Genomic DNA, 20,150 nt, shown 5'->3' on the forward strand with positions numbered 1-20,150 from the left:
ATGAGCCATATTTGTTGGCTTCTATTAATGAAAATTTACAAGTTAATTATTGGCTATTGCTATCGATAAACTCAGAAACTAATCGATTAAATATTTCAGGTTTTTGGGCATGTAACCAATGACCTGTACCATTGATGGTTTTGGCACTGACACGAGGGAACTGCGTCATGATGGCATTGGTGTGCTCTGCAAGCACGTATTGAGAGTCACCACCACGGATAAAGAAACAGGCCTTATCGTATTGTTTGTCGGTGATATCCCAAGCAATGATTTGCGGATAATTCTCGATTAAACCGTCAAGATTCATTTTCCACTCAAAGCCATTGTCGGTTCGCTGCAGGTTTTTAAGCAAAAACTGCGCGGTACCTAAATCAATATCAGCGCTGATTAAATGCTCTAATGCTGATTTTCTGTTGGTGGATTGATCTAGAGTTAAGGATGTTAACCCTGCAAATACGGTTTGATGACGTGGTTCATAAGCCACAGGGGCGATATCTGCTACGACTAAACTAGTGACTTTTTCGGGATGTAATAACGCTAAAGCCATGGCGACTTTACCGCCCATCGAATGGCCAACAAAATGTGCTTCGGTTAAATTCAAGCTGTTTAGCAACTCTACGCAAGCTTCGGCAAGGAGTGGGTAGTCCAAATATTGCCAATGTACACTTAAACCATGGTTAGGTAAGTCGACACGAATAACCTGATGGTTTGCTTCCAGTGCATTTGCGAGGTTTTTCAGGTTGTCCAAATTACCAAATAAGCCATGAATTAAAACCACTGCAGGGCCAGTACCTGATGAAACGTAATGCATTGAAATGTCCATTTTGATTGTCAACGAAGGCGTGATTTTGCCTGTAAAAGGGGATGATGATCAAGAACTGAAATGAATTAGTCAGTTGTTATATGTTCATTAAAGCATCCATCAGTGCCATTGATGATGTGAAATTGACTAATTTTGAGATGTTTAGCTGTTTTTACTCTTTACCATCGGCGCGAGATGGGTAGACTGTCATTATATAAAGATCGATCTAAATCGATCGGTAATGCCACTGGTCATTATTTAATGTCGTAAGTGGCTTGACGTTTTTGACTATAGATTAAGACCAAAGGAAGCATTAATGAGTAAATATATTGAGATAGACGAAGAACTCTATCGTTATATTGCAAGTAAAACAGAACGCATTGGTGAAAGTGCATCTGATATTTTACGCCGTTTGTTGGATCTTTCTATTGAATCAGTTGAACCTGTAGAGCCTTTAGCGATAAGCCAACCTAGCTTAGAAACCGCCCATGCTAAAAGCGTTGCTAAAGTAAAGGCTGAGGTTATCACACCAGAAGTCGTTGAACCTGCCGTAATTGAAGAAGTAAACACTGAGGTCGATTTCAACACTGTTGTACATGAACATATGTTATCTCAGCAAAAAGGCGCAGTAGGGCGCTTTTTGTTTTTGTTAGAGTCACTTTCTGCAATGACGCCAGCCACTTTTGATCAAATATTAAAAATCCAAGGCCGGGGCCGTTTATATTTTGCTCGTTCAAAAGCGGAATTATTAAAAGCCAGTCAGTCTGCTAATCCGAAGGAAATTGGTACTAGCGGTTATTGGGTTACCACTAATAACAACACCGCCAAAAAGCGCACTATTTTATCAGAAGTGTTATTGCAACTCGGCTGTAATGAAGAGCTGGCAAAATCAATTTCAGACAGAATCTAAGGCAATTTTAAATTTCTAAAATAGGGAGTATACCGTGGCAATTCATGACAGAGCAGGCACTGTAGCAATACAAAAGGATTTGATTAATTTACCCAAATTGATGAGCCACTATTACCGAATCGTCCCTAATGTTGAAGATGTGCAGCAAAAAGTGACCTTTGGTACATCAGGTCATCGCGGCAGTTCACTTAAGGCCAGTTTTAACCAAAATCATATTTGGGCTATTACTCAGGCTGTGGTTGATTATCGTCAACAAGCGGGTATCAGCGGGCCTATGATTGTAGGTTTTGACACCCACGCCCTATCGTATGCAGCTTATATGTCGGTGCTTGAAGTACTCACAGCGAATCAAGTCGCTGTAAGAGTGCAAAAAGATGAGGGTTTTACCCCAACACCGGTCGTCTCACAAACTATTGTGAGTGCCAATGTTAATGGCGGCGATCTCACTGACGGTCTTATTATTACACCATCGCATAATCCGCCTCAAGATGGTGGTATTAAATATAATCCGCCCCATGGTGGACCTGCTGAAGGCGAGATCACTAAACAAATTGAAACCGCTGCCAATGAATATTTAGCTAATCAATTAAATGGCGTTAAAAAAGTCAATTACGGTACTGCTGTAGAGTCAGGCTGGATTGATGAAGTTGATTTTATCGCGCCTTATGTTAATGCATTAAGCAGTGTTATTGATTTAGAAGCGATAGCAAAAGCCAAGATAAAAATTGGTGTTGATCCATTGGGTGGCTCTGGTATTTATTATTGGTCTCACATTGCTGAGCAATATGGTTTAGACATTACCTTAGTCAATGACAAAGTCGACCCAAGTTTTGGTTTTATGCCGTTAGATAAAGATGGAAAAATCCGCATGGATTGTTCATCACCTTATGCCATGGCGGGATTACTGGCACATAGCGAAAACTTTGATGTGTGTGTTGGTAATGATCCAGATTACGATCGTCACGGTATTGTTTGCCCAGGTTTTGGATTAATGAACCCAAATCATTACCTTGCTGTCGCTATAGATTACTTGCTGACTTACCGCAAAGATTGGGCGGCAGACTTAGCCATTGGTAAAACCTTAGTATCAAGTGCAATTATCGACAGAATTTGTCAATCACATCAACGACATTGTTTAGAAGTACCAGTGGGCTTTAAATGGTTTGTTGACGGTCTTGCTAACAGCAGTATTGCGTTTGGCGGTGAAGAAAGTGCCGGCGCTGCCTTTTTAAATAAAGATGGTTCTACTTGGTGTACCGATAAAGATGGTTTTATTCTGGCTTTGTTAGCCGCTGAAATTTTAGCGGTAACAGGTAAAACGCCTGCCCAGCGTTATGTCGAGCTAACTGAACAGTTTGGTAAGAGTTACTATACCCGTATCGATAGTCCTATAAGCCTGAAGAAAAAAGCCAAGTTTGAGACCTTATCGTCAGATAGCTTTACCGATACAGTCCTTGCTGGTGAAACCATTACGGCTATTTTATCTCATGCGCCAGGTAACAATGCGGCAATTGGCGGCATTAAAGTCACCACCGAAAATGGCTGGTTTGCCGCGCGTCCATCTGGCACTGAAGCATTATTTAAAATTTACGCTGAAAGCTTTGTCAGTGAGGCGCATTTAGCTGAAATTATCAGTCAGGCACAAGTCATGATTGATAGTGCGTTAAAAGCCTAAAGTTTAAACCAAAGGGTTAATAGCCTTAGATAATAAATGCCTGACTTAGCAATAAGTCAGGCATTTTTGTTTGTAATTTACTATTAATCGTTTCAGCTAATTATAGGTACATCATAGGGTGTGTTGTTTGGCAGTATGTGATTTATCTCTTCAGTTGTTAATTGCCAATGTTGCTGCATCACAGTCGTTATCCAGCTAAAACTATTACTGGTAGGTTGTAAGTCTCGATTTTGAAATAACTGCTCAGGTTTAAGCCCCGGCCATTGCCCTAAGACTTTACCGCCTTTTACTGCGCCACCTGCGATAAACATAGCACTACCAGTGCCATGATCCGTACCATATGTGCCATTTTCTTTTACAGTGCGGCCAAACTCGGTAGCAACAATTATCACAGTATTTTGCCATTGATTAGCTAAAGCGGTTTTAAGTGCTTCAAGGCCATTATCTAATTGGCTCAATTGACGGTTAAGGCGACTATGTTGGTTGCTATGGGTATCCCAGCCGCCCATTTCTAACATGGCGCAATCTATTTCATCGCTTTGGGTTAAAAAATTACCACAGGCTTTAGCTAAGGCGACAAATTTACGACTCTTATTGCCACCACCTCGCATGGCCATTTCTTTCAATGAGATCCCATCCATTAGGTTTTGAGATAATTTTTTGTCTTGTTGGTATAGCAGGGCTAACTGCTGATAAATATCTTCATCAGCTGGCTCTCCTTTAGTGGGATACCAAGTATTGACACTATCACTCCCGCGTAAACTGATAGGGATAGCGTTTGAAATGGCGATAGCGCTATTGTTTTTATCATCTAGTGAAGCACTTATGGCTCGTCCTAACCAGCCAGACTCAAGCTCTTTAAGTTCTCCACCGCTTTCTAAAAAGTCTTGTCCAGCAAAATGTGACCGCTCAGGGTAACCAGACGATACTGCCACAATAGGTAACAGTTGCTTGTCGAGATACCACTGATGCATATTGGTTAATACTGGATTTAAACTAAATTGTGGGTTTAACACGAGTTTTGAATTGGCGACATTATCGGCTAGCGTGGGTCTTAATTGAGAAAAGTTAGGCTCCTTTAGTGGCACTATGGTATGTAATGGGTCAAGTGCGCCGCGAAGTATGACCCAGACGATATTCTTTTTAGTTTTAGCTGAGGACGCGGATGTTGCATTCGCCACAGAGCTAGGCGCTAGGCCGCTGCTTAACATCACTAAACTGGCACTGATCCCTTTAATAAATTCACGACGTTGCATGTTATCTCCTTAAGAACTCAGGGCTAAGTAATAATAACGCTAAAGCTTGTTCACGACTTTCTGCACGGGTAATGGTATTAAATGATAATTCAGATAATGAGTTGCCATATACGGTATTAATTGCCTGAACGGTATCAGAATCTCGTTGGGAGGTAGCAAATTGTGTGGTCCAGTTGATTTTGGTCATTAATGCATTAGCACTGTTCCAGTCTGGTTCTAGATCGCCAAATCCCTCAGGGGAGCCCGCTTTAAAAGGCTGTTGACCCATTTCACCTAACTGCTTAAGTAATTTTTGCATGTTAGTGACAGGCTTATTAACTGCGCGGTAACTAGAGATGACATGTTCAACGGGGGTTTTAAACTTCAGCTGTTCAGGCTGCCATGACTCGTCTGCATTAATTAAGGTCAGCATAACTTGTTTGATGTTGCCATTGGTGCTGTTCCATGTTTCAACAAGCTTGGTTTGCAGTGTTTCAGAAGGATTATCACTTATAAAATATTTAACTATTTTATAGCACAGGTGGGTTGCAGTTTGTGGCTGTTTGGCAATATCAGCTAGCATAACTTGACCCTGCTTAACGCCAGAGGCATTGTCTTGTGCGGCAGGATATTGTTTACCAAGTAGGGTTCTAGGTCCTGGCTCATGGCCATTGACTCGATAGATAAAACCTGTGGCATTATCTTTTCTGGGGTTGGCAATGCTCCACCCGCTAATTCCGTTTGCTAGCTCAATGACATCAGCTTGAGTGTAACCACCATTAACCCCAAGGGTGTGTAGTTCGAGGATTTCTCGAGCTAGATTTTCATTTAACCCTTTGCCTCGCTTGCCAAGAGGGGAATTTGCACCGAACGACTTTTCATTATTGAGATAACGTATCATGGCAGGATGACTGGTCACTGCCAGTAGCATGTCTGCAAATGATCCTAATAAATTTGGCGCTATGGCTTCACGCTCTAATGTGGCGGCAAGTGCTGTCATCACTCGTCCACTGACTGTGACACTAAAATGATTTGAAAAAAAATGTAATAAACGCCAGCTTAATGAGTTTGGAGAATTGATTGCGCTATTAAATGCACTGGCTGTTAGCTGGTAATAGGCTTGTTTGTGTGGCGGCAGTGGCTTTGGCCCGTTAAATTTCTTTTTATTGTTGGCTTTATTTGCATTAGATTGACCTTGCATGGACATCATATTTTCAGTTTGACGGTTTTTTTTTGCTAGCTGCTCTTGTCTTAAAAATTCGCTTACTTGACGGATTATTTCGTCAGAGTTGAATTCAGTTGCTTCAAACTCTGGGATCACCAATTGTTTAACTAAGTAGGCTTTTGGATCGTTAGTCGCTAGGGATAGTTCGTTTGGCCTCGCGCCAAGTCCAAATCGGTTAGTGGCAATTATCGCAGCTGCTGACATAGTACATCCTTGGATCAGTTAACTTGTGGTCTTGGTGAAATATTACCTTAAGCTAAACAAAGCCGATTTATAAGCGTGAACTAGATTTTTTAGATGGTTTTATGAACAAATTAGCCTTAAGAATGACATAAACTACACAAAATAGAGGGTAATATCATTTTTGGCTTGATAGACGCTTGCACTGCTGAGGATTTATTTTAACCACGACTGTTTCAAGATAGAAGGTGAGGCAGCTTAGCATTATTGCCAGACAAATTAGTTATGTTTGCGGGGCTGGCTGATAAATACAAAAAAACTACCCATTGAGCGCAGTGGGGAGCTGTGGCTCAAAGGGATAGCATTAAAAGTAAGCCGGCTGTATCTGGCTAACTAATATTGACTAAGCGACTTTTGTTAAAATAAGTGCTGTTTTAAATAAGTGCTGTCTAAGCAAGTTATCGCGTTTTGTTGTAAATAACTAAGGCGACAATGGCTACTAATGCAATAGCAGGTGCGAGTTCATACAGATGATGAAATAGACTGACTGCGCCATGACCTTCGTGGGCAAACGCAAGAGTAGGGGATGCAGCCATTAGCATTGCGGTTAGTTTCGTTTTCATTGTTAGTTCCTCAATAATTCTTTTTAATTGGTTAATAAAAGTTATTACAAATTGAGCTTTAATCGGTATTCATTTCAAGTTGCATTAACATCATCTGCTCGCCATCTATTACCTGAGTATTGGTACTTAAACATCTTGGGCAAACAATATTACGTTCGGTTAATTCTGATTGCGTGTCACATTGGCGGCAGTGAATGATTAGCGCCTGTATATTCATATCCAGCATAGCGTTGTGGCAAATCCCTTCAAGTTTGAAAGTTTCAAACGCCGTGGCCAATAAACGTGGCTCGACGCCACTTAACACCCCAACTTTAATCTGTACTCTGATGATTTCATTAGCTTGATTTTGGGCCGCTAATTGCTCAATTTGCTCCAATAATGACATCACAATTGAATACTCGTGCATTAGCAAATCCTTGGTAATAGCTCACCTTGGGGAACATCTAAATAGCGGCTACTGCCCCATGGTGTGGTTAATACTACTTTGCCAAGGTGTTGATTAGTCACATTGCCGATAATGCAGGCTTGATCGCAGTGGCAATATTGTTTCATGATAGTTAAAGCCTGCTCAGCTCTCTCCTGTGGCAGGGCCATAATAAAGGTGCCTTCATTTGCTAAATCAAAGGCTTCAAAACCATAAAGTTCACACAGGCCTTGGACTTGTGGCGATATTGGAATTAATTTTTCATCGACTTCAATGCCAACAGCAGATGCATTGGCCCATTCATTTAATACCGCAGACAGGCCGCCGCGAGTGGCATCTCTCATGGCATGGATTTCGATATTCGCTGCAATGAGTTGCTCGACTATGGGCCAGAGTGTGGCGCAATCACTGGTGAGTTCAGACTCTAAACATAAGCTATCACGTGCCATTAAAATGGCTGCTCCGTGCCTTCCAATGTCGCGGGATACGATAATAGCGTCACCTTGTTGCAGGTTTTTAACTGAAATACCGGGTTTTAAAATTCGGCCCACACCTGAGGTATTGATAAATATGCCGTCAGCGCAACCTTTAGGCACTACTTTAGTATCACCACAGACAATACGTGCACCAGATTTATGTAATTCAGCGGCCATGCTTTGCACTATGGTATTCAGATCTTTAATGGCAAAGCCTTCTTCAATAATAAAACTGCAGCTTAAATATTCTGGCTGCGCTGCCATCATGGCTAGATCGTTGACTGTGCCAGCAACGGCCAGTTTGCCGATATCACCACCAGCAAAAAATAAAGGCTCAACGGTAAAAGAGTCGGTAGTAAATGCACAATGGCCAGTTAAATTTAAATCCGCAGCATCTTCTTGAGACTCCAAAATTGGATTTGAAAAAGCTTTAAAGAACATATCAGTAATTAAACTGTTCATCTCTTTACCGCCACCACCATGGCTTAACTGCACGTGTTGATATTTATTCGCTGGCATTCGTTACTCCTGTATAACGATAATATGCATTGCAGGCACCTTCTGAGCTGACCATACAACTGCCCAATGGATTGTCTGGAGAGCAGCCTCTGCCAAAGACTTTGCAATCTTGTGGATTGGCGAGACCGCGCAAAATATCACCGCATTGACAGGCTTTGTGGTCATCAATTTCTACAGTGGGTAGCTGTTGTTTGAATATAATTTCGGCGTCGCGATGGGCGTACTGGGGTTTTAAGGTCAATGCTGATTTTGCAATCGGCCCTAAACCACGCCACCTAAATGATGCTCTAAGGGTTAAGTATTGGTCGATTAATGCCTGCGCTGCTTGATTACCCTCGTAACTGACCGCGCGGCTGTATTGATTATCAAGCTGGGCAATATTTTGCTGTTTTTGTTTTACAATTCTAAGAATCGATTCCATCACATCCACAGGTTCAAAACCCGCTACTACCACTGGTGTGTTGTAGTTATCTACAGCCGCTTGGTAAATTTTAGCGCCGCTAATCACGCTCACATGGGCAGGTCCTATAAAGGCATTTACTTTAGCTTGTGGGTTGGCCATCACGGCATCAATCGCTGGTGGCACTAGTACGTGGTTGATATGAAATAACAGATTATTTATTTGCTGTTTTTCAGCTTGGTCAATTAACACGGCAGTCATTGGGGTTGATGTTTCAAAGCCGATGGCAAAAAAGATAATGGTTTTATCGGGATTGTCTTTTGCGATACTAAGCGCATCCATAGGGTCGTATAAAGGCCGAATATCACAACCTTTAGCACGAAATTGAGCAAGGCTACCTTTTGAACCAGGCACTCGGATCATATCGCCTAGGGTCAATAATATAACGTCATCAAGCTGTGCTAATGCAGCAGCGTGGTCGATACGCTCTTTTGGCATAATACACACAGGACAGCCAGGTCCATGAATAAAATTGATGTTAGCTGGCAGCAATTGCTTTAAACCATATTTCATTATGGTGTGGGTATGACCGCCGCATACTTCCATTATGTTAATATCAGTATCTATCTGACTAGCATGTGAGTTTATCTCTTCTGCTAACGCTTTGATGGTGTCAGGATTGCGAAACTGTTGATATAGATCAGTGAGGATCATAAATCATTTCCTTCATCATTAAGTTTATCAACAATCTCTTTATAGAGTTCCAAACTTAATTTGGCATCTTCTGTATCGATTTTATTCATCACAAATCCGATATGGATCAGCACAAATTCGCCCACCTTTAATGGCTCTGTCATTAGGTGACTACTGACCCGGCGTTTAACCCCTAAGGTATCGACGGTGACACTAGTATCATCGTGAACAGCGGTAATTTGAGAAGGCACTGATAAGCACATATTATTGCGCTCCAATTGCGCTGTTTATCCAATCAGCCACTTGGTTAAGAGATTGTGGGTCTTTGACTGAAATGGGTAATAAGGTCACATCAGGGTTGAGTTTTTTTAGTTGCTGCTCGCATTCGGTTAAGGAAAAGTCAAAATGCTCGGCTAAATCCATTTTGGTTATGAGTACCAAATCTGCACGGCGAAACATCACCGGGTACTTTTCAATTTTATCGTCACCTTCAGGCACAGATAACAGTACGATATTTTTGTGGGTGCCGACATCGTAACTGGCGGGGCAAACAAGATTGCCAACGTTTTCTACGAAGCAGACATCAATAGGTTTAAGGTCAATATGGTGCAGCGCTTGATGCACCATAAAGGCATCTAAGTGACAGGCTGAGCCGGTTTGAATTTGATAAGCACTAATGCCTTTAGCGATTAAGCGGTCAGCATCACGAGAGGTTTCTAAGTCGCCTTCAATGACCGCGAATTTAGCCATTAAATGAGTGGGTAAATATTCCAGTAAAGTGGTTTTACCGCTACCAGGGCTACTCATTAAGTTAAAAGCCATGACGTTATTGGCTTCAAAATGCGCACGGTTATGCTGGGCTTCATGATCATTCTTATCTAATATTTTATGAATAACAGATAAGGTCTTAGTATCATTAAGCTGCGGGTTAGAGTGTAGGCTATGTTGATGATCTGTAATTGAACATCCGCAATCTTGGCACATATCAATATTCCTTATTCGAAACGCCTCTTGCTATATCTCAGTATCAATGGCGGTTAAAAATTATTCTTTGATTAACATCAGCAATTAATCGTTATTTAAATATTAATTGGCTATTTGTGTTGTTTGTTGTTGTAAATAGGCAAACCATAATTGCCCTAAAGAGATGCCGGCATCGTTTATAGGGATAAGTTTACTGGGTAGTATTTGCCGCTGCTTTAACGCTTGCTGACATTGTGTTAGTAGTAATTTATTTTGAAACACACCGCCGCTAAACACTAAAGCATATTCAGGGTACTGATTAGCAACATCAGCGACAGCTCGGCTTAAACTCGCAGTGAATGCAAAACATAATTGTTCGGTCGATGGCGGCTGTTTAGCCGTGATAAGCCCGATAACTTGTTTGATTAATCCGCTGCTATCCCAAACTTTAACTGCAGAAGCAGCTACTGTTGGCTCTGGAGACAATGCCAGTAATTGCTGCTCAGTGTTGGCAGTATTTGTTGTATTAGATGCTATTGATTGCTTGAGCCAGTTATTAGCACAAGTTTCAATTAACATGCCTGCTTGGGCTTCAAACTGATTCGTTTCAATAAGATTAAGTGCAACAGCAATGGCATCAAACAGCCGTCCTATTGAGCGTGATTCAATGCAAGCACTATTTTTAAGCCACATACGATGTAAATTATCTAAGGTATGAGCAGGCATTGTTTGAATTGCCTCGATGGGCAGGTTTTTTATTTGAGCAAGGCTGAAGTGCTCGAATAACAAGGCTAATAAAATCCTTACGGGATGTTTAATCGCTTGCTCGCCACCAATTAACTTAAATGACTTCAAGTGAGCGACACTGCGATAATTAATGCCATCAAGCAACATGCACTCACTGCCCCAAAGGCTGTCATCATCACCTAAGCCTGTGCCATCAAAACTAAATCCTAATACTGGTTTTTGGTAGTTATTGATCGCCAGCACACTAAGGATATGCGCATGGTGATGTTGAACCTGTGAAATCGGGACATTGTGTTGATTATTAGCCCATTGGCTAGATGCATAATCAGGGTGCTTATCAGTGATGATTTTCTCAGGGCTAAAACGATACAGTCGCTTAAATGTGTTTAAGGTGTGTTCAAATAATTGGTTAGTTTCGAGGTTATACAAGTCACCAATATGCGGGCTAATAAAGGCATGTTGTTTAAAAGCAAAGCATTGAGTATTTTTTTGCTGCGCCCCGACCCCAAGAATTGGATATTTAATGGCGCTGGGTAAGGCAATACTTAATGGCGCATAGCCTCTTGCTAATCGAATAACCTGAATTTGCTCGTTAATTACTTGAACAACGCTATCATCACAAGGGTTTACAATGGCTCTGTTGTGGTCAACGAGGCCATCAATCACATGGACTAGTTGCGACATAATCTCGTTGGCGTCGGTAATAATGGGTAAGCCTGAAAGATTTGCGCTGGTGGCAACAATAGGTTTGTTAAAGGCATTAAGCAACAGATGATGCATGGGAGTGTAGGGCAGAAACAGTCCTAATTTATCTATGTCGGGTGCAATTAACTTGCTGATAAAATTATCAATATTGGCGTGTTTAGCCATTAAGGTGATAGGTTTTTCAGCACTACTTAAGAGTTGCCACTCTGTTTTTGTGCCAGTAACGAGTTGTTTGGCTTGCTCGATATTCGCTGCCATAACGGCAAAGGGCTTTGCTGGGCGCTTTTTACGTGATCTTAGCTTTTTAATGGCCTCATCATTAGTGGCATCACAAATAATATGAAAGCCCCCTAGACCTTTAACTGCTAAAATTTTGCCATTATTTAACGCGCTGATGATGGCTGAAAACACTTGCTGTTGAACAGCAATAACCTCAGTTATCTGCCCATGGGTAAGCATGTCAAAACGTAACTTTGGGCCGCATTTAGGGCAGCTCACTGGCTGAGCATGGTAGCGTCGATTTAAGGGATCTTCATAGGCTTTTCGGCAGTCATCACACATAGCAAAATTAGCCATTGAGGTAAGATGGCGATCATAGGGAAGTTGCTTAACAATGCTGTATCTTGGCCCGCAATTGGTGCAATTTGTAAAAGGGTATTGGTAATGACGATTATTTGGGGCGGCGATGTCAGCTAAGCAATCTGTGCAGCTACTTTTATCGGCTGAAATTGACACTATTGCTTGTTGATTAGACTGACTTTGGCTGATTGAAAAGTCGGCTAGTCTTGTATCGATTCGTTCTTCTACCACATTCAGTTTATCGATTCTGGCTAATGGCGGTGGATTAACTCTTAACTGATGGATCACATGATTGATATCAGTATTTAATCCTTGTAGATGAATGCATACACCTTGCTCATTATTAAGCACACTGCCGAGCAAATTAGACTGAGTGGCTAATTGATAAACGTAAGGGCGAAAACCAACCCCTTGGACTATGCCGTTTATATTGAGTTTTACCTGTTGAAGATAGGCTTGGTGCAGTCCCATAGGCTTACCTTAACCCGCGTCTTTTGGCGAGATACAAACCACCAATGGCAATGTTGGCGCCATCGAGATCTAATTGATGGTTTACCACTAGAGGGTAATTCTTTTGTAGCCGCATACATAGGCGCTCAGCAAGTACGCTATAGACTAAATCGTTGCCTGCTAACACCACGGCATCAATTCCTTGTTGCTGCTCCAGATGATCAAGCCAGTTACTAAGATAATCAGCCAGTGAATCAAAAAAGCCAAAAGCTAAAATGGCGGGATTGGCGCCAGCTAATTTAAAACTCATTAAGCTGGCAAAGGTACGGCGCCAATTAATGCTCCTATAGCCGTTTTCTGAACAAAGTGGAAAATCAATTCTAGGGGCATTATTACCATGATACTGCTGCGCCAGTGCATGAAACGCATCTGCTTTCGCGTCAATACTGGTTAATTGATTTAAGGCCTCATCATTTAAAATCAACATGGCAGCTAGGCCAATAAAATGTTGAATATTATCACTAGTTTTATCCAGTGTGGTTAGTGCTAATTGATGGATTTGTTGTGGAAATGCTAGGGTAAACTTAGCGAGTACTTTTGATTCTTCGTGCTGTAATTGCGCAATAATATCAGCGCCATGTTGCTCAAAAGTCGGTAATCGTAAAAACTGGGCAATTTTTTGTTGTTTATTTTGGGTAATAACTACACTGGGGTTGTCATGGCTAAAATAGAGTGTGGCACTGGTGATGGATTGTTTGTCTGTTGCTGCTAGCGTTTGATTCGACAGCATTCGATTGGCAATTTGACTGATCACAGCTTCAGACAAATTCAGCAAACCTGCGTGCATGGCGCAGCTAGCCGCGTCTATTCCAGTCACTGTTAATTCAGTCACAGCGGTGTTATCAGCTGCTGACATACGGCAATGGATCTGTTTGTTATTCCAGCTGGCTTCATAGTGTTTGTATTGAGCAACATCATGTAATGGGCTGGCGCCATTAATGGAGAATTGGTGATTGCTGGCGATTTCTACCCAAGCATTATTGATGCGAGTTACGCTTGGCTTAGCTATGGACTTAGTTAAAGGCTTGTGTAAGTCGTTATGAGTATCAGCGCTAACTGAATCGTTTATATCAATATAGACCCAATCAATACCAATAGTGTTTAGCTGATCAGCCAGTGCCATAAGTAAACGACTGTCAGCAAAGCTCACTTGATAGTATGGATCAGTAAGTGTTGGCTGGACTTTACACTTAGCTTGATGTTTAGCAGTAGTAACACCTGAAAAGACTGCTGCATCAGCTGACATCAGTTTGAGTCGCGGTTTTTCTAAACTGGATAAGGCGAGGGTATGGTACTGCTGCACTGCAAAATACTTACTTAAATGCTGGGGGTTACAGATTAAAATATGTTGTTGGCCAGCGTTTTTGGCAAAAGGTTGTAAGCTCAAACTGAAATTTGAACTTGGATCCGAACTTGATACAGAACTTAATTCAGAACTTAAATAAGTGCTGCCACTGCTGCTTAAACTAATCTTGGTGTCATTTTTTAACCGCGCTGCAATTGCAATAAGATCTTGCGGCGCCATAGATTGCTCTAAGGTGCTTATACGCTCATGGCCGTGACAATGGGGACAAACTAGATCAAGCTTTAAAAAGTTATCATTAGCGGCATTAACCATCTGCGGCTGGCATTCACTACAGTAACTGATGTTGAGCTCAGCATGGGCTAGCGGCTTTTGGCTGCCTTTACGGGTTTTGATGACACCGACATCAGCAGAGCATAACCAGATTGAATATAAAAATTTGGCGGCAATCTCATCGGCAAGGGCGGCGAGTTGTGGCTCTGTGGCCTCAACTTCTAAAAAATAGCGATTGTTGTTAAAACCCGCGCTAAAGTCAAAGCGGGTATCGGCTATATATTGATTACAAAGCTGCGCATAAAAGGCCACTGGGCGCTGGCAGGTAAAATTAAAACTGACTTTATGCATAGGGCTGACATCCACGTTTATAGGAATCAGGGATTAAGTCGTTAATATTAACACTGTGTTTTTTTGTATAGCTAAAACCTGCTTTTTCAAGGTGTGCCAGTAAGGCTTTTTCCATCGTCGGCACCGCAGCTTGTATTGACTCAGTTAAGCCTAATGTCATCGGCTCGATGACTGTCGGCGTAACTCCAATCACGTGAGTATTGGGTCTATCACCGACCATGTCCATCATGATCAGGGTTTGCAGCATCTCAACCTCATGGGCACTGCCTTGCCAATCAATTTCGGGTGGCGCTTGATCAAAATTAAATGAATACACCTCTCCGGGCTTTACCCCTGGACTGTTTACGGTATCCACCACAATTAAGTTGTCATATTGACAAAGAATAGGGATAAGTCCTTGAGCAAGGGTGCCACCATCTAAAATATCGAGTTGATGGTTTGGCTGATAGAAAGCGTATTTTTCATCGATATAATTAACAAAATGTACGCCGATCCCTTCATCAGCGTACAAAACGTTTCCTATACCTATTAGTAAGCTAGTAGACAAAGGCTAGTGATCCTTATGGTAGTCATAACCGGAGACGATAGAGTCAACAGAGTTATGCTTAAAGCGTATGCCTGACCAAACCGCCATATAGATATGAATAACCACAAATATAATGAAAGCCCAGGTGACTATGTGATGCCAAATTCGTACTTGTGCTAACCCGCCCATTAAGGCCGTAAACCAAGCTGAAACTTCCCATATAGCGCCACCTAACCCTTGATGATAAACATTGGCATAAAGCACCAAGCCAGTGATACACATGAATAAAGCCGCAAATGATATGGCAACGTATGTCACAAACTGCAAAGGTCCGTATACGCCAGCTTTATCTAAGTGTCCCATCCAGATATAGGATTTAATTTGTGCTATCCAGCTCTTCAGGCTTAAAACATCTCTGATTGAACGTCGTTCAATGGCGCTTTTAGCAAAAAAGAACAAGTAAAAACGTACTATGGTGATACTGGTAAGTACAAAGCCAAACACGAGATGTACAAAGCGGATCCCACCTTGAACCAAGACATCAGAAGATGCGGGCGCCACCAAAAATGGCCATGAAATGTAAAAACCAGTTACCACTAACATCAAAATAGACAGTGCTCTAAGCCAATGGAATATCCGTATGGCAGGTGAGAAGATGAGTTCTCTGCGATGGGTTGCAATTTGAGTCATAATCCTTTCCTCTTAGATCCGCAAACTTGCTAAAACCCGTTAGGATCGATGCGGAATTCACCTAAATCATTACCTTTATAATCCATTACGTGTACCGCGCAGGCCATACATGGATCAAACGAGTGAATAATTCGAATGACTTCCAGTGGTTTGGTTGGATCTTCAAGTTCAAGCCCAATCAGTGATGCTTCATAAGGGCCAACTTTACCGTCAGCATCGACAGGGCCAGAATTCCACGTGGTAGGAACAATAGCTTGGTAATTTTCTATCTTACCGCCCTTAATTCTGATCCAGTGACTGAGCATTCCACGCGGCGCTTCAATCATCGCATGGCCGATGTAATCGCGATCTGAGTCTATTTCTGGTGTCACATAGGTAGATTCATCCGATTGCATATTGGTTAACATGGCATCAAAGGTTTTTAAGCCTTCTTCTGCCACAATCACGGTTTGCAGCATGCGCGCCGCGGTGCGGCCTAAGGTGGTGAATAATGCTTCTATAGGCAGGCCTGTTGCGGCGAGCAACCCATTAACACTATCAACAACAATCTTGTTGCCACGGGCATAGTTCACCAGTAAACAGGCTAACGGCCCAACTTCTACGGGTTCGCCCTGATATCGTGGGGATTTAACCCAAGAGTATTTTCCATCACCATCGACAGTCGGTAATTTGCCATACACGGTATCGCGCTCAACAAATCCGGTGTAATTTGGAATCGTTGTGCCGTCATAGGGGTGCTGGGCGGTTTTTGCGTCATACCATGAGTGGGTGACATCTTCTTTTATGGCATCGGGATCTAAATCGCTTACCCCGGCTAAATCTCCATTCATTATCACGCCTTGCTCAAACAGATATTGACCATCAGCTAAGATAAAGTCATCGGTGGCTAAAAAGTTTTTAACATTGACGCCGCCTAACACACTTGGCTCGCCACCAAAGGCGGCAGCTGCCATAACGATGTCGGCTTTATAAGCGCGGATAATAAAGTCATGGACGATAGCGTGTTTTTGTTTCCACTCTTGTAAACGTGCAGGACTTAGCATGTCTCTAACAGAGGTAACACCGCCAACTACAAGGGATTGCGGATGCGGCGACTTGCCGCCAAATATTGCTAGCATTTCAGCTGCTACACGCTGAACTTCTAACGCTTTAAGGTAATGGGATAGGGCAATGAGGTTTTGCTCTGGCGTGAACTTGTAGGTTTTATTGCCCCAATAGGCATTAGCAAAAGGCCCAAGCTTTCCGGTATCAACCAAGCCTTTGACTCTTTGCTGTACGGCGCGTAATTCACCTTCGCCAGTGGCGATAGGGTTTTCGGTGTATTTATTGGCTTCTTGGGCGGCTAATGCCGGATCGGCACTTAAGGCTGACACCACATCAACCCAATCTAAACCATGTAAATGATAGAAGTGCACAATGTGATCATGCATATACAAAGAGGTTTGCATTAACGAGCGTAAGTACTTTGCGTTGAGCGGGATTTTAACCCCTAAGGCATTTTCAACCGCTTCAGTACCGCAGCGATAATGAGAATAGGTACATACCCCACAAATACGTTGCACAATTAGGCCGACATCCATAGGAGTACGGCCTTTTAAAATGACTTCAATACCACGCCAAAGGGTAGAAGATGACCAGGCCTTTTGAATAACATTATTTTCATCAACTTCAACTTCAACACGTAAATGGCCTTCGATACGGGTGATAGGATCGATAACGACTCGTTTACTCATGGTTTATTCCTCTAGCGGCTTAGCAAAAAGACTAGTTACTGCGTGAGCACCTATGCCCACAACGGTCGCACCAAGAATGACGGTACCAATGGTATCGGCAGTGGCATCAATACCGTGGAGCAACTGTCTGCCTAATGGCTTTTCGAAATCCGCCATATCATCCCAAAAATTAGGTTCAGCGCAGCCAATACAGCCATGACCTGCAAGTACTGGCCAACTGGTATGATGATTAAAGCGTTCAGTGGGGCAGTTGTTGTAGGTATAAGGGCCTTTACAGCCCATTTTGTATAGGCAGTAGCCATCTTTAGCACCTTGATCGCCAAAGGTTTCTACAAATTCGCCAGCGTCAAAACGACCACGACGTTCACAGTTATCATGCACTCTAGCGCCGTATGCCCATTTAGGGCGATTAAACATATCTAACGCGGGCAGTTTTCCGAACATGATGAAATACATCAAGGTACCGACAATGTTCTTTTCACTAGGAGGACAACCGCCTAAATTAATCACCGGTTTATCAATAACCTCTTGCACACCTTTAGCACCAGTAGGGTTTGGGGCTGCAGCTTGTACGCCGCCAAATGCGGCGCAAGTTCCAACAGAAATAATTGCAGCCGCCCCAGCAGCTGCTTCTTTTACTATTTGCATTCCGGTATGGCCTTTACAGCCGACCGTTAAATAAGTGCCATTATTAGCCGTTGGTACAGCACCCTCTACCGCTAATAAGTAATTACCTTTATATGCCTCCATAGCATGCTCAAGGTTTTCTTCCGCTTGCCAACCGGCTGCAGCCATCAATGTTTCATGATATTCCAAAGAAATATGATCAAAGATGAGGCTGTCTAAATTAGGGCTGTCGGTTCTGATAAGGGATTCTGAACAACCGGTACATTCGGCCATATGCAGCCAAATCAGTGGTACTCGATCAGCAAGCTCAGCGGCTTCGGCAACTAGATTGGTGAAAGGCAGGGGCAATGCGAGTAGTGCGGTAACAGATGCACTCCAAGTCATAAACTCACGTCGGCTAATGCCATTTTTTATTAATTTATCTTTTAGGCTAACGCTGTGACGTGGTTGTAACTGCTGCAATTGCGCAATTCGTGTTTTACATCGTTGATATAAAGCTGCATGTGTATCCATCTGATAACCTTATCCATGTTGGAGGATCAAACTGCTTTATTAAATATAGATCTGTTAGGGATAGGTATATTGATACAGATCAAACATTGTTCACTTATTGAACATGTATAAAAATAGAGTGTTTCGCTATTTGAACAAATAGTGAGCTGTTGATTCTTGGAGTTTTTTGCGAGGATTGATAGCAGCTAAATAGAAGTCACTAGGAAACTAGAAGCTATTGGACGTACTTGTCTGATGTTGATTTTATTTACAGCAAAAGTGAATTTCAATTTCTAACTTTATGGCTGTTTAAAACCAGTAAAATCGCGCTGACTTATCTCAAATTCAACGCGCATTTCATCATAATTATTTAAGTTAACTGCCAGTCAATTGTTTCAATACCTGTGGCGGTACTAAGGTTGATAATTTCGCTAAACAAGCATTAGTACTTGGATCGCGATATTTAATTTTAAATTGACATAATGTGTATAAGCGTTGCGGCTCATTACTGACTTACTTTCGGGGTTAAATCGCGATTAAAGCCATATTGGGCCAGCGGCTGTGTTTGATTTTTTGTCCATTTGATATGCTCACTGGCGGGGCCATGACAGGTTTCACAGGCCACGTTGATTTCTGACCAACTACTGTCAAAGCTATTGTCTGTTACGTTATAGTTTTTTATGACATTGGTTGAGTGACAATCAGCGCACATGTAGTTCCAGTTTTGGCCTTTATTGGTCCAAAAGAACTCGTCATAAGGATCCATTTCAGGATATAAATAAAACCAGCGCTGTCCGCCTTCATCTTTACTACGGCTATCCCAAGCAAAAGGGAGTAGTCGTATCGCACCATTTTCAAATTCAACCATATATTGCTGTAGAGGTTCATAACCAAAGGTATAGCTAATTTTATAGTCGTTAAACTTGCCATCTGGGCCTTTAATATTGACCCAGTACTCACTTACTCTCATAAAAAAACGTGAGACTTCACCTTGGTAGTCAAATTGTTGATCGGTAAAGTTTGCTAGAACGATATCTGCAGTAGTCCGCCCCATAGACATATCATGATGCGAGCCTTGCCAATCACTGTATTGTTGCTGGTGGCATTCAACACAGGTTTGGCTGCCACTAAATTCAGCTGCTGGTGTAGTCGCATTCACAAAAAAGGTCGTTAAGCTGAAGAAGGTAATACTGATTAGCTGATTGAATTTAATCTTAAATTTACGTCAAAGATTATTTAGATCTTATAGTAAAATGAAATTAACAATTAACCAACACTTTGCTGGTGGCAATCTTGATTTATTCGCCATTTTTGAATTTTTTTGGCTACTGTTAAAGTACTGGAAAAGCACTGTTATTATGCTTTTATGACTAAAGCAATATTGGCAGCATAGTTTCGCAATACCTAATGCAGTGGATATCAACGCTAAGCGCAGTGGTAAATTATGCCGAGCAACTTGTTTTTTATATCAATTGCTCTACATTTTAAT

The 20,150-nt window shown here is 42.0% G+C and carries 18 protein-coding genes; 2 read left to right on the forward strand and 16 right to left on the reverse strand.

Translation table 11 applies throughout. The features are described from left to right. Positions 1-46: 46 nt before the first annotated feature. Positions 47-811: an alpha/beta fold hydrolase gene (locus tag AB4160_RS06920; protein ID WP_372004021.1), complete on the reverse strand. Its 765-nt coding sequence runs from the start codon at positions 809-811 to the stop codon at positions 47-49. 307 nt (positions 812-1,118) lie between these two features. Here AB4160_RS06920 and seqA point away from each other — a divergent pair, with 307 nt between their 5' ends. Next, a complete protein-coding gene (gene seqA / locus AB4160_RS06925) occupies positions 1,119-1,712 on the forward strand; it encodes a replication initiation negative regulator SeqA (protein ID WP_372004023.1) in 594 nt (197 codons plus the stop codon). Positions 1,713-1,746: 34 nt separating this feature from the next. Then, complete coding sequence (gene pgm / locus AB4160_RS06930) at positions 1,747-3,387, forward strand: phosphoglucomutase (alpha-D-glucose-1,6-bisphosphate-dependent) (RefSeq protein WP_372004025.1); 1,641 nt, start codon at positions 1,747-1,749, stop codon at positions 3,385-3,387. A 92-nt stretch (positions 3,388-3,479) separates the two neighbouring features. Here pgm and AB4160_RS06935 read toward each other — a convergent pair whose 3' ends face one another. From AB4160_RS06935 to AB4160_RS07005, 15 genes are all read right to left on the reverse strand, one after another. Further along, entirely contained in the window at positions 3,480-4,643 is a 1,164-nt protein-coding gene (locus AB4160_RS06935; protein ID WP_372004027.1) for a DUF1501 domain-containing protein, read from the reverse strand. Position 4,644: 1 nt separating this feature from the next. Beyond that, positions 4,645-6,051: a DUF1800 family protein gene (locus AB4160_RS06940; RefSeq protein ID WP_372004029.1), complete on the reverse strand. Its 1,407-nt coding sequence runs from the start codon at positions 6,049-6,051 to the stop codon at positions 4,645-4,647. Positions 6,052-6,485: 434 nt separating this feature from the next. After that, a complete protein-coding gene (locus tag AB4160_RS06945) occupies positions 6,486-6,650 on the reverse strand; it encodes a hypothetical protein (protein WP_198589276.1) in 165 nt (54 codons plus the stop codon). A 58-nt stretch (positions 6,651-6,708) separates the two neighbouring features. After that, positions 6,709-7,056, reverse strand: a complete 348-nt coding sequence (locus tag AB4160_RS06950) for a hydrogenase maturation nickel metallochaperone HypA (protein ID WP_102435491.1) — start codon at positions 7,054-7,056, stop codon at positions 6,709-6,711. Further along, the gene (gene hypE / locus AB4160_RS06955) at positions 7,056-8,069 is read right to left on the reverse strand and encodes a hydrogenase expression/formation protein HypE (RefSeq protein ID WP_102476754.1); all 1,014 of its coding nucleotides are present in this window, start codon (positions 8,067-8,069) and stop codon (positions 7,056-7,058) included. Before hypE ends, AB4160_RS06950 begins: the two co-directional genes overlap by 1 nt. Beyond that, entirely contained in the window at positions 8,056-9,183 is a 1,128-nt protein-coding gene (gene hypD / locus AB4160_RS06960; protein WP_372004032.1) for a hydrogenase formation protein HypD, read from the reverse strand. Before hypD ends, hypE begins: the two co-directional genes overlap by 14 nt. Then, complete coding sequence (locus AB4160_RS06965; RefSeq protein ID WP_102435486.1) at positions 9,180-9,425, reverse strand: HypC/HybG/HupF family hydrogenase formation chaperone; 246 nt, start codon at positions 9,423-9,425, stop codon at positions 9,180-9,182. Before AB4160_RS06965 ends, hypD begins: the two co-directional genes overlap by 4 nt. 1 nt (position 9,426) lies before the next feature. Continuing rightward, positions 9,427-10,146 carry a hydrogenase nickel incorporation protein HypB gene (gene hypB, locus AB4160_RS06970; RefSeq protein ID WP_303446323.1) on the reverse strand — a complete coding sequence of 240 codons (720 nt, stop codon included), beginning with the start codon at positions 10,144-10,146 and terminating at the stop codon, positions 9,427-9,429. Between the two features lie 102 nt (positions 10,147-10,248). Beyond that, positions 10,249-12,627 carry a carbamoyltransferase HypF gene (gene hypF / locus AB4160_RS06975; RefSeq protein ID WP_372004034.1) on the reverse strand — a complete coding sequence of 793 codons (2,379 nt, stop codon included), beginning with the start codon at positions 12,625-12,627 and terminating at the stop codon, positions 10,249-10,251. A gap of 4 nt (positions 12,628-12,631) precedes the next feature. Beyond that, positions 12,632-14,593: a hypothetical protein gene (locus tag AB4160_RS06980; RefSeq protein WP_372004035.1), complete on the reverse strand. Its 1,962-nt coding sequence runs from the start codon at positions 14,591-14,593 to the stop codon at positions 12,632-12,634. Then, the gene (locus AB4160_RS06985; RefSeq protein ID WP_102476759.1) at positions 14,586-15,140 is read right to left on the reverse strand and encodes a HyaD/HybD family hydrogenase maturation endopeptidase; all 555 of its coding nucleotides are present in this window, start codon (positions 15,138-15,140) and stop codon (positions 14,586-14,588) included. The genes AB4160_RS06980 and AB4160_RS06985 overlap by 8 nt, the downstream gene beginning before the upstream one ends. Positions 15,141-15,143: 3 nt before the next feature. Next, positions 15,144-15,809: a Ni/Fe-hydrogenase, b-type cytochrome subunit gene (cybH, locus tag AB4160_RS06990; RefSeq protein ID WP_076540932.1), complete on the reverse strand. Its 666-nt coding sequence runs from the start codon at positions 15,807-15,809 to the stop codon at positions 15,144-15,146. A gap of 29 nt (positions 15,810-15,838) precedes the next feature. Next, entirely contained in the window at positions 15,839-17,542 is a 1,704-nt protein-coding gene (gene hyaB, locus AB4160_RS06995) for a nickel-dependent hydrogenase large subunit (RefSeq protein ID WP_102435476.1), read from the reverse strand. A gap of 3 nt (positions 17,543-17,545) precedes the next feature. After that, positions 17,546-18,682 carry a nickel-dependent hydrogenase small subunit gene (gene hyaA / locus AB4160_RS07000; RefSeq protein ID WP_102435474.1) on the reverse strand — a complete coding sequence of 379 codons (1,137 nt, stop codon included), beginning with the start codon at positions 18,680-18,682 and terminating at the stop codon, positions 17,546-17,548. A gap of 484 nt (positions 18,683-19,166) precedes the next feature. Next, positions 19,167-19,820 (reverse strand): multiheme c-type cytochrome, encoded by a 654-nt coding sequence (locus tag AB4160_RS07005; RefSeq protein ID WP_372004037.1) that lies wholly within the window; start codon positions 19,818-19,820, stop codon positions 19,167-19,169. Between the last annotated feature and the right edge of the window lie 330 nt (positions 19,821-20,150).

It is taken from the genome of Shewanella sp. 10N.286.51.B8 (assembly GCF_041469325.1).
Taxonomy (GTDB): domain Bacteria; phylum Pseudomonadota; class Gammaproteobacteria; order Enterobacterales; family Shewanellaceae; genus Shewanella.

Bases quoted from the DNA above. Each gene is read 5' to 3' on its own strand.
- AB4160_RS06935 (WP_372004027.1), bottom strand. From the start codon at position 4,643: ATGCAACGTCGTGAATTTATTAAAGGGATCAGTGCCAGTTTAGTGATG.
- AB4160_RS06920 (WP_372004021.1), bottom strand. From the start codon at position 811: ATGCATTACGTTTCATCAGGTACTGGCCCTGCAGTGGTTTTAATTCAT.
- AB4160_RS06940 (WP_372004029.1), bottom strand. From the start codon at position 6,051: ATGTCAGCAGCTGCGATAATTGCCACTAACCGATTTGGACTTGGCGCG.
- hypF (WP_372004034.1), bottom strand. From the start codon at position 12,627: ATGGGACTGCACCAAGCCTATCTTCAACAGGTAAAACTCAATATAAAC.
- AB4160_RS06950 (WP_102435491.1), bottom strand. From the start codon at position 7,056: ATGCACGAGTATTCAATTGTGATGTCATTATTGGAGCAAATTGAGCAA.
- AB4160_RS06965 (WP_102435486.1), bottom strand. From the start codon at position 9,425: ATGTGCTTATCAGTGCCTTCTCAAATTACCGCTGTTCACGATGATACT.
- AB4160_RS06980 (WP_372004035.1), bottom strand. From the start codon at position 14,593: ATGCATAAAGTCAGTTTTAATTTTACCTGCCAGCGCCCAGTGGCCTTT.
- AB4160_RS06945 (WP_198589276.1), bottom strand. From the start codon at position 6,650: ATGAAAACGAAACTAACCGCAATGCTAATGGCTGCATCCCCTACTCTT.
- hypD (WP_372004032.1), bottom strand. From the start codon at position 9,183: ATGATCCTCACTGATCTATATCAACAGTTTCGCAATCCTGACACCATC.
- hypB (WP_303446323.1), bottom strand. From the start codon at position 10,146: ATGTGCCAAGATTGCGGATGTTCAATTACAGATCATCAACATAGCCTA.
- hyaB (WP_102435476.1), bottom strand. From the start codon at position 17,542: ATGAGTAAACGAGTCGTTATCGATCCTATCACCCGTATCGAAGGCCAT.
- hypE (WP_102476754.1), bottom strand. From the start codon at position 8,069: ATGCCAGCGAATAAATATCAACACGTGCAGTTAAGCCATGGTGGTGGC.
- seqA (WP_372004023.1), top strand. From the start codon at position 1,119: ATGAGTAAATATATTGAGATAGACGAAGAACTCTATCGTTATATTGCA.
- hyaA (WP_102435474.1), bottom strand. From the start codon at position 18,682: ATGGATACACATGCAGCTTTATATCAACGATGTAAAACACGAATTGCG.
- cybH (WP_076540932.1), bottom strand. From the start codon at position 15,809: ATGACTCAAATTGCAACCCATCGCAGAGAACTCATCTTCTCACCTGCC.